General features: G+C 64.2%; 8 protein-coding genes. 5 read left to right on the top strand and 3 right to left on the bottom strand.

The annotated features are described in order from the left end of the window. Nucleotides 1–333: 333 nt before the first annotated feature. The 3 genes from NWF34_RS04180 to NWF34_RS04170 are packed head-to-tail and all read right to left on the bottom strand — an operon-like array spanning nt 334 to nt 3,508. Complete coding sequence (locus tag NWF34_RS04180; RefSeq protein WP_258324278.1) at nt 334–1,197, bottom strand: ABC transporter permease; 864 nt, start codon at nt 1,195–1,197, stop codon at nt 334–336. Further along, nucleotides 1,194–2,009, bottom strand: coding sequence for an ABC transporter permease (locus NWF34_RS04175; protein WP_375295623.1), 816 nt, complete (start codon nt 2,007–2,009; stop codon nt 1,194–1,196). The genes NWF34_RS04180 and NWF34_RS04175 overlap by 4 nt, the downstream gene beginning before the upstream one ends. A 38-nt stretch (nt 2,010–2,047) precedes the next feature. Continuing rightward, nucleotides 2,048–3,508, bottom strand: a complete 1,461-nt coding sequence (locus tag NWF34_RS04170; protein ID WP_258324277.1) for an ATP-binding cassette domain-containing protein — start codon at nt 3,506–3,508, stop codon at nt 2,048–2,050. 333 nt (nt 3,509–3,841) lie between these two features. Here NWF34_RS04170 and NWF34_RS04165 point away from each other — a divergent pair, with 333 nt between their 5' ends. The 5 genes from NWF34_RS04165 to NWF34_RS04145 all read left to right on the top strand — a co-directional run bounded on the left by NWF34_RS04165 (nt 3,842) and on the right by NWF34_RS04145 (nt 8,833). Then, nucleotides 3,842–4,855, top strand: coding sequence for a polysaccharide pyruvyl transferase family protein (locus NWF34_RS04165; RefSeq protein ID WP_258324276.1), 1,014 nt, complete (start codon nt 3,842–3,844; stop codon nt 4,853–4,855). A 237-nt stretch (nt 4,856–5,092) separates the two neighbouring features. Further along, complete coding sequence (locus NWF34_RS04160; RefSeq protein ID WP_258324275.1) at nt 5,093–5,977, top strand: glycosyltransferase; 885 nt, start codon at nt 5,093–5,095, stop codon at nt 5,975–5,977. Between the two features lie 35 nt (nt 5,978–6,012). Then, nucleotides 6,013–7,086, top strand: a complete 1,074-nt coding sequence (locus NWF34_RS04155) for a hypothetical protein (protein WP_232513014.1) — start codon at nt 6,013–6,015, stop codon at nt 7,084–7,086. A 100-nt stretch (nt 7,087–7,186) separates the two neighbouring features. Further along, nucleotides 7,187–8,269 carry an asparagine synthase C-terminal domain-containing protein gene (locus NWF34_RS04150; RefSeq protein WP_258324274.1) on the top strand — a complete coding sequence of 361 codons (1,083 nt, stop codon included), beginning with the start codon at nt 7,187–7,189 and terminating at the stop codon, nt 8,267–8,269. 72 nt (nt 8,270–8,341) lie between these two features. Continuing rightward, entirely contained in the window at nt 8,342–8,833 is a 492-nt protein-coding gene (locus NWF34_RS04145; protein ID WP_024497689.1) for a phosphoribosyltransferase, read from the top strand. The last annotated feature ends 3 nt before the right edge of the window (nt 8,834–8,836 follow it).

The following is an 8,836-nucleotide window of genomic DNA, read 5'->3' as shown; positions in this document are numbered from 1 at the left end:
GTCCTCTGACCACTCCTTCGCTAGTCCTGCCCTCGGTGAAGAACCTCACGACACGCGCGTTGGTGATCCTTCAGATGTGCAATCCAGTTGGTTCGGGCAAGTACTTCATCCTATTTCACATTGAGGAGCATGCCACGTGCGGGAGCAACGACACGGCCGTCGTATTTAATCGTGGCAGCTAGACGTCTCGTTACGCCGAAACGTCGGTTCGACGACGTACCCGATGTGTTGTCTACCCGATTCCCTTCGAGGGCACTCACAGCGAGCTTTTATTCATGATCACAAATCCCCGATCGGATCATAGTTAATACGCCGGATTCCGGTACGCCCCTTTCACCTGTCGCGCGCCGCCTTGCGGTAACCGCGTAGTGCCGGATAGATCGACAGTGAGATGATCAGCACCGTCCAGATCGCGACCTTGACGAGGCTCTCGGTCAGCGGACCACCGGCCGCGAGGCTACGCATGGCGTCGATCGCCGGGGTCATCGGCTGATTGGCCACGATCGGCTGCAACCACGTGGGATACGCCTCGACCGGGGAGAATCCCGAGTTGAAGAACATCAGGAGACTCGAGAAGAGCCCGAGGTACGGCACCAGAGGAGCACCAGGACCGGCGTTGACCGCCAGAGCCAGGGTCATGCAGGCGAACGCCGCGCCGTAGGCCATCGCCACCAGGACCAGGCCGATCGCCGGTCCAACGCCCTGCGTGAAACGGAACCCGATGAGGTGTCCGGCCAGCAGCAGGGCGATCGTCGTCCCCAGGATACGGATCATCTCCGACGCCACCCGTGAGGTCAGATCGGCGGCCCGGTTGATCGGCAGGACGTACAACCGGGCGAGCAGGCCGGTCGATCGTTCCCGGTTGAGGCGTGTCGCGGAGGCAATCGACCCGAACATGGCCGCGACCAGGACCACGAGCGGCACCGTCCGGTAGGCACTGTTCTGGCCGGTCGCCGATCCGATGGCGTCACCGAGGACCACCTTGAACATCACCATGCTCAGCGCCGGGAAGATCAGCGACTGGAGGAGCGTCGGGTAGTCGCGGACGTAGACCATCACCTGGCGTCCGGTCAGGGGCTTGCTGTGCTCCCACCAGCCGCGTATCGACGACTCCGGCACGGGCGAGGTCGTTGGAGCCTGTACATACGGGTGCGCAGCTGTCCCGTGCTCGCGCTCGGCTTCGGGTGCTGTCGTCATGATCGGAGCTTTCGGTTGCCGAGGATGAGCAGCACAACCGCCGCCGCTGCGAGTGCGGCACACCACCACAGCGAGGGACGCACGAGCTCCCAGGTGGCCGTCCCACTGTCGAAGGCGCGCATGGCAGTGGTCAGCTGCGAGATCGGTTGGTTCCGGGCGAAGGGCTGGATCCACTCGGGAAACTGGGTGATCGGGACGAACCCGGTCGACAGCATTCCCAGAATCAGCGTGGGCAACGCCATCGCCTGGCTCGTCGCCTCCGGCGATCCCGCGACGAGCCCGATCCCGTCGGCGAGCAGTGCGAACATCAGACCAAGGAGGGCGACGAGCCCGACCAGCGCGAGCGTCCCCGTCACACCTCCTTCCGGCCGCCAGCCGATGAGCAGGCAGGCCACCGCCCCGCAGACCAGGGAGATCGCCAGAAGCATCGCATTCGTAGCAGTACGGGCGAGCATCGGGACCGCAGCCGGCATCGGCAGGACACGGAACCGTGTGTTGATGCCCTGCGCACCGTCGAACGCGGATCGCATCGCAGCCGACGACGCGGCGAAGCTCACCGACTGCAAGATGATGATCGGCATGAGGAACTGGCCGTAGTTCATGCCCGGCGTCGCGTCCATGATGCTCTTGAGGGGCAGGTAGAAGCACACCGCCAGGAACATCGGGGAGATGAACGCGAAGATCACCTCACCGTTGCGGAAGACCTTGGAGACACCGCGACCGGTCAGCGCCCACCACTGCTGCACGGGCCGGCTCTGCGCTTCGTGCTGACCCGACAACCGCGGCGCGTCGACCGAGTCGGACGGCCGCACCGGATCTCCGGAGCGCTGCTCCGTCGTCACGCCTGCGCTCACGTCGTCGGTCTCCGATCCCGCCGGGGATCGGTGAGAGCGAGGAACACCTCGTCGAGTGACGGACGGCGCAAAGCGATGTCCGACAACGGGATGCCCGCCGCAGCGGTCCGCTGGATCACGTCGACCAGCGTCTCCGGCCCGCGCGGGGCGGGCACCGCGACCATGTGGTCGTACTCGTCGGATACCGCGCCCGCCGGGATCAGGTCGGCGAGCACGTCACGCAGGCGGGGCAGGTCTGCGGTGAGCTCTGGGGTGACCTCGCAGTACGCTGCACCGATCGAGTCCTTGAGCTCGTCGGACGTGCCCTCGGCCACCACCCGGCCCTTGTCGATGACGACGATGTTGTCGGCGAGTGTGTCCGCCTCCTCCAGATACTGCGTCGTCAGCAGGATCGTGACGCCCGATGAGCGCAACTTCTCGACAAGCGACCACACCTCCTGTCGACTGCGCGGATCGAGGCCGGTGGTGGGTTCGTCGAGGAACACCACCTTGGGCGCGGTGACGAGTCCACAGGCGATGTCGATGCGGCGGCGCATGCCGCCGGAGTATTTGCCGACCTTCTTGGCGCCCGCGTCGAGGAGCGAGAAGGTGTCGAGCAACTCATCGGCGCGGGCTCGCGCGGCCGACTTGGACAGGCCGAGCAGACGACCGAACAGGATGAGGTTCTCGCGGCCCGTCAGCGACTCGTCGAGAGCGGCGAACTGACCGGTCAACATGATCGACTTGCGCACCGCCGGCGCCTCGGACACGACGTCGTGCCCGTGCACCGTCGCAGATCCGCCGTCTGGTTTGAGAAGGGTGCACAGCATGTTGACGGTCGTCGTCTTGCCGGCACCGTTGGGCCCGAGGATGGCGACGATGCTCCCCGGCTGGACGGTGAAGCTGACGTCCTCCACCGCGACGGTGTCCTTGAAACGCTTGTGGAGGCTCCTGACCTCGATCGCTGGGGCGGCGCCGCCCGCGGCGAACGGCGCGGTCCGACCCGGGGCGTCGGACTCGGCGGCCCGGTCTGCTCCGGCGACCACCGCCATGCTCTCGGTGACTGCCGAGTCACTCACCGAGCTATCGGGAGCTGCCGGTCCCTCGAAATCTGCGGCCACGGGACCTCTCTCCGACGTCTGCCATTCCGGAATCGTGATCGCGGAAGACTGCCGAGCCTGCCGATCGTAGGGGGCGTCCTCGAACCGGGTAGCATCTCCGTTCCAACCGGGCTCCGCATACGGCGAAGGCGACTCCGTCTCGGACGGCACGGGCTCCGCGGCGTCTGCCGGATCATCTGGCGTCGGCGAGTGGCCGTTGTGGTCAGCACTCGGCTCTTCCCGTTCCGCACGCCAGCGCCGCAATTTTTCCTCGACAGGGTCCGGCATCTCGAACGGGTCGACTCCGGCCTCGGATCCGGCGTCACGTCGGCGATGCCGTGGCTCTTGCGCGGCGACGCGCTCTGTGGCCTCGGGCATGTCTTCCTATCTTTGCACGGACATCACGGCGAACTCTGTCACCAGACTAGCGTTCGCAGACCCTTCGGCGAGAGACCGCGTACTGCTGTTCAATGACACCGATCTTCATCGGTCGGCGGCCGCGAGAAGTTAGCCAGAACGCACTCCAACGCATCCGACCTGGGGAAACACACGTTTCCCGAAGACGCGGCGGATCACTCCGAGCACGGTTGGCGCGCAACGTCTCGGCGTACCGCTCGGGGGATTTCACCTGCCCACCCCGGCGTGCCTCCCCGGGATATCTCCGCCCCCGCACTGCGACGCGGAAGACATCGGCCGTCTATGTTGGTGGGGATGGACGCATCTGCGATCGACCATATACAGCAACGTACGCGAGAAGTCCTGCAAAAGGTGATCGGCCCCGGCTCGGGTGTCGCCCTGCTCGATTTCCCGAATCATGCCAATGCCGGCGACGTGCTGATTTACCGAGGACAACTCGCCTACCTCTCCCAACTCGGGTGTGACGTGCAATACCTTTGCGCCTACAACACCTACGACCGGGCCGTCATGGACGAAAAGGTCCCGAATGGGCCGATTCTGCTTCAGGGCGGCGGGAGCTTCGGCGACAGATATCGCGTGTATCAGGAATTCCGCGAGCGGGTCATCGCCGAGAATCCGGATCGCAAGATCGTCCAGATGCCGCAGACCTTCGAGTTCTCCGACCAGGATTTTCTGGCTCGCACACGCGAGATCTACGCCCGCCACCCCGATCTGACGATCCTGATCAGGCACCGCCACGATCTGGATCGCGTCGCCGAACTCTTCCCGCAGAATCGTGTCGTGTTCTGCCCCGATGCCGCATTCGGCGCGGGACGCCTGCAACCGGCGACGGAACCCGACCACGACCTGGTGATCATGAAGAGGGTCGATACCGAGTCACTCGAAGACCCCGAAGACCTGTCTCCCGACCTCGTAGGTGACGCTTTCGTCACGGACTGGCGGTTGGAGTGGTTCGGCGGTGACCTGCGTTGGTGGCCCCGTTCCTTCCTGATCGTCCTTCTGAGTACGCGGGCTCGCTTTCGCCCCCGTATCGCGGACTTCAGCCGCCGAGCGTTCGATCGGCAGTCAGAGATCATCGTGGATCAGGCGGTACGGACCCTCTCGCGCGGACGGGTGGTGGTGACCGACCGCCTCCACGGGGCCATTTTCGGACTGCTCCTGGGAAAGCCAGTCGTTCTGGTCGACAACGCGAACCGCAAGGTTTCAGCCGCATACCGTGATTACTTCAGAGAAGCCGGCACCGTGCATTTGACAGATGACTTCGACGCCGCGATCACACTCGGCCGTGAATTGGCACACAGCACTTGATCCAATTCACACCTTGAGATCATGAATTGTTTGTCCCTCAATTCGCGACACCTCGGGGCAATTCATTCGCACCCCTAAACGACATCAAACACATGCGATAACCCGTCGCCGATCCCAAAATCTACGCAAACAATACAGTTTGCGACTCGATGTGTGAAACGATCGGAGATGGGGTAAAAAGAGTGACGTTGTCGCCGGAAGCCATCCTCTTGGTCAACGAAAGCTCGAAGGAGCCCCATGTCCACCCTGAGCGTCGCGATTCCTGCATACAACGAGGAAGCCAACCTCGCGGAATGTCTCGACAGACTGCTGGAGCAGACGAAGCCGATCGACGAGATCATTGTCGTCGACAACGGCTCGACGGACCGAACGGCCGAGATCGCCCGTGCCTATTCAGCCAGATTCCATTCCGTTCGGCTGGTCAGGGAGGCGGCCCGCGGCATCCATCACGCCCGCCGCCGCGGCCTCGACTGCGGGACAAGCGAAGTCCTCGCAAAGGTGGACGCTGACACGAGGGTGCCGTCCGACTGGGCAGAGAACGGCATACGGTTCTTCACATCCGGCCAGGGGCACGACACCGACTTCGCAGCACTCACCGGGCCGTTTCTCATGCACGATGCGCCCATGATGGAGCGCCAGAAGCGTCTGGCCGAGAAGAGCTATCGCAAGCTGAAGGACGGAGGGCCCATCGGTTCCGTCCACGGGCCCGCGTACTTCATCCGGCGGGACGTATGGCGCCGGATTCGCGACGACCTCCACGACAACGAGCCGGTCTGGGAGGACCTCGACATCGGCCTGACCCTCGGCAAACACGGATTCCGCGTCTACTTCGATCCCCGTCTACTCGCGGAATCATCCTGTCGCAGACTGCAATACGCGCCCTGGCGGAATATCGGCTACGGCCTCGGCGGACTACGAACCGCACGCGCACACCGCAACCGCCGAATGATCGTCTCGATGTCCGTTGATCTGCCGATCCGGCTCGCCACCTATGCCTACTTCTGGTTGCTCTTCCGCCCCTGGGACCACCAGTCACGGACCTGGCGGCCGCATCGCTACCTGCTCCCGCTCGACAGCACCGCACGCCGGCGGCCCGCGGACGAAGAGCGTCTCGCTGCGTGAATGCTCTCGAGATAATGGATCGCAGGACCGCGACGATGAATGTCGCGCCGTTCTCCCGTGGCCCGCAGCACATCGGCGCGCGGATCACCGCCGCGCAGGGGAAGTCTTTCGTCGTCGACACCGAATCGAACTATTCGCTCGACGATTCCGCCACCCCCTGGTTGTCCGCCGCATTGCCGGTCGCCATGAAGGTGAATGTGCCGATCGAATTCGACGGCACCATTGACGAGGTCGCAGCCGAGAACTCGAACGGCGCTCAGAACATCTTGGCCGAGTGGTATCCGCGCCACTACCATCGGACGACTTTCGGATCCCGGAATGCATCGTCGACGACTGGTCGTGCACCCGGTGTCGGTTGTTTCTTCAGCGGTGGCGTCGACAGTTTCTACTCCGCGATCACTCAACACGACCGCATCACCCACCTGATCTTCGTCCACGGGTACGACATCCGACCCGACGACGAGACTTTGGGAACCCGTGCACTGGAAGGTGCGCGCGCAGCCGCGTCCGAGCTCGGCAAGCCGTTGATCGAGGTCCGCACCACCCTTCGGTCCGCTTTCTCGGACGCGTACCGCGTGCCCTGGGGGCACGTCTACCATGGCGCTGCCCTCGCCCACGTCGCGACTGCATTGTCCCCTCATCTGGGAACGGTCATCGTGCCATCGTCCTATCCCCTGCATGAACTCAGACCGTGGGGCTCTCATCCCGATCTCGACCCCACCTGGTCGACTTCGGCCGTCACCATCGAGCACGGTGAACTCGACGCGGGCCGCTTCGACAAGATCGCCCGGATCGTCGATTCACCGACGGCGATGAACCATCTCCGCGTCTGCTGGGAGAACCGGGATGGACGCTACAACTGCGAACGGTGCTTCAAGTGTTTCCGTACCCGCCTCGGAATCATGCTCGCCGGGGGCGAGTGCGCGACGCTGTCGAGTCCGATCGATCCGACGATGGTACGGCGGATGTACATCGAACCCGCTCGACGGCGACGCTTCCGCGAGGCCCTCGTCGAACTGGACGAGCGCGGCTTCGACGAGCCGGAGCTCGAGAAGGCGATGAGGTCCGCAATCCGGCGAAGCTATCTCCTGCAGTACTTCCCGCGCTGAAACGGCTTCGACGTTCATCCTCCGGTCGGTCGCGGATTCGTCCCAGAATCACCCGCCGGTAGGACATCGGTGGGCGAGCGCCACTGACATACTCGGCCGCGTGACCATCTCTGTCGAGCCGTTCACCAAGGGCTCACACCATATCGGCGCACGGATCGCCGGCCCCGGAGGACGGTCTTTCACCGTCGAGACCGAGTCGAATCACGCGCTCGACGGTTCCGCCACACCGTGGCTGTCGGCAACGCTCCCCGTGGCGATGAAACTCGGCACGACCCTCCGTCTCCGCGGGGCGACCGATTCGGTGGCCTTGGACAATGCCCGTCGGGCTCAACAGATCCTGTCCGGCTGGTATCCCCGCCACTACCGTCCGGTCGAGGTCGAGGTCGAAGCCCAACGACTCCCGGAGACCACCCCCGCGTCCGGCATCGGTTGCTTCTTCAGCGGAGGTGTCGACAGCTTCTACTCCGCGGTGACCCAGCACGACCGCATCACTCACCTGGTCTTTGTCCACGGGTACGACATCAGACCCGACGACGAGGAACTGGGCAGGCTCGCCTTGGACTCCGCCCGCAAGGCCGCCGCCGAGCTCGGCAAGCCACTGATCGAGATCCGCACGACGCTGCGGTCGGACTTCGCGGACCCGATGCGGGTGCCGTGGGACCACGTCTATCACGGTCCGGCGCTCGCCCACGTCGCCGCCCCGCTGTCGTCGCACGTCGGTACGGTCATCGTCCCGTCCTCGGACACCTACGAGACCCTGGAACCATGGGGTTCACATCCGGACCTCGACCCCTGTTGGTCGACGTCGAGCGTCACGCTCGAACACCGCGAACTCGACCACAACCGCAAGCAGAAGACCTTCCGGATCGTCGAATCCCCGGTGGCGATGAACCACTTGCGTGTGTGCTGGGAGAACAAGGGGGGCGGTCTCAACTGCGAGCGGTGTTTCAAGTGTTTCCGGACCCGGCTCCACATCGACCTGGCGGGCGGTCGATGCGCGACCCTGCCGAATCCCATCGACCCGGACACCGTTCGGCGGATGTACATCAATCCCAGCCGACGTGGTCTCCTTCGCAAGTCGCTCGTCGAGATGGACGAACACGGCTACGACGCCCCCGAACTCGAGCAGGCCATCAAGTCGGCGATCCGCCGGAGTTATCTCCTGCAGTTCTTCGTGCGCTGAACGGCGACGAAGCGATGCCGACATCCGGGGTCTCGCGGGGCGCTCGCGCTCTGATGTTGGCAGAGTGTCCCCATGACCACTTCTGACACCGACCGCGAGATCCTCACCTGGGAACTCAACGGCGTCGCCTGCCGGGAACTCGCCCAACAGGTCGCTGACGACGGATTCGTGCCCGACATCATCCTGGGCATCGCCCGCGGCGGCCTGATCCCAGCCGGCGCGATCGCCTACGCCCTGGACTGCAAGCTGATGATCTCGCTGAACGTCGAGTTCTACACCGGTATCGGCGAGACCCTGTCGGAACCGGTCATGCTGCCGTCACTTCTCGAGTCGAGCGGTCTGATCGACCAGCGGGTTCTCGTCGTCGACGACGTCGCCGACACGGGCAAGACTCTCAAGTTGGTCAACGACTTCTGCGAGGAACAGGGCCGCGTCGCCGAAGTACGAAACGCGGTGCTCTACAAGAAGCCGCACACCATCATGGTCCCCGACTACAGCTGGCGCACGACCGACAAGTGGATCAACTTCCCGTGGTCCGTCCAGGGTCCGATCGTGGCAAGGTGACAC

This window comes from Gordonia sp. GONU (assembly GCF_024733855.1).
GTDB lineage: Bacteria > Actinomycetota > Actinomycetes > Mycobacteriales > Mycobacteriaceae > Gordonia > Gordonia amicalis.
The sequence above is the reverse complement of the archived record's forward strand: the minus strand, read 5'-3'. Positions and strand labels throughout refer to the sequence as shown.

Excerpts from the sequence above, each read along its gene's own strand:
- NWF34_RS04170 (WP_258324277.1), bottom strand. The coding sequence starts at position 3,508 with ATGCCCGAGGCCACAGAGCGCGTCGCCGCGCAAGAGCCACGGCATCGC.
- NWF34_RS04160 (WP_258324275.1), top strand. The coding sequence starts at position 5,093 with ATGTCCACCCTGAGCGTCGCGATTCCTGCATACAACGAGGAAGCCAAC.
- NWF34_RS04180 (WP_258324278.1), bottom strand. The coding sequence starts at position 1,197 with ATGACGACAGCACCCGAAGCCGAGCGCGAGCACGGGACAGCTGCGCAC.
- NWF34_RS04165 (WP_258324276.1), top strand. The coding sequence starts at position 3,842 with ATGGACGCATCTGCGATCGACCATATACAGCAACGTACGCGAGAAGTC.
- NWF34_RS04155 (WP_232513014.1), top strand. The coding sequence starts at position 6,013 with ATGAATGTCGCGCCGTTCTCCCGTGGCCCGCAGCACATCGGCGCGCGG.
- NWF34_RS04145 (WP_024497689.1), top strand. The coding sequence starts at position 8,342 with ATGACCACTTCTGACACCGACCGCGAGATCCTCACCTGGGAACTCAAC.